Annotated in this window: 1 protein-coding gene; it reads right to left on the reverse strand. The window is 46.2% G+C overall.

Annotated features, from left to right (window positions below):
- Nucleotides 1-781: reverse transcriptase domain-containing protein (locus tag ACYQ2M_RS25180; protein WP_459919158.1), on the reverse strand; the 781-nt coding region annotated here is incomplete at both ends.

Genomic DNA, 781 nt, shown 5'->3' on the forward strand with positions numbered 1-781 from the left:
CTTTGCATAATCGTTAACTTTGCATAAGGCGGTTTATGCAAAGCTTTGCATAAGCCTCCCTGGGGCGTCCCGGATTCAGGATGAATTACTTGACCATCCCTGTCCAGAATTCCCGCTTTCAGCCATTTACGGATCAGGTTCAGAAATGCTGCATCATCAATTCGCTCCTCAAGCATGCGCATCAACCAGTCATGATCAATATTGTCGAAAAAGCCTTTGATATCGGCCTCTACAATATACCCGATCTTTCCGAACTGCAGGTTAAACTGCAAGTCCTCTATTGCCTCTCTGGCACTGCGATTGGGTCGATATCCATAACTGGTCTCTACAAAGTCCGATTCAAAAATTGATGATAAAATCTTGGAACAGGCCAGTTGCACCAGCCTGTCCTCAAGCACCGGTATTCCCAGTGGCCTTTCTTTTCCATTCTCCTTTGGAATGTAACATCGTCGTACCAATTTGGCACGGTACCGCTTTTGTTTCAGTTTTTCAGCCAATGCTTGAATGTTGGCTTCCAAATTCTTCTCGTAAGCCTCTGCCGTTACCTGATCTACTCCACTGGCGGCTTTTTTGTTCAAATCCTTCCAGCAGTCCATCAGAAATTGGTAGTTCAAACATTTATACAGGTCCTGAAAGCGGTGTTTCCCATAAACTTCTGCCTTAATTGCTATTCCCCGCAGTGAGGTTTGCTCGTATTGCTCCAGCCCTACTTTGTCCAGTACGAGTTTCCTTTGCGGGCTACGTACTTCCGTCAGGTCCTTCCCCATGTAGTGGGCTTTCC

It is taken from the genome of Desulfocicer niacini, from assembly GCF_054657595.1.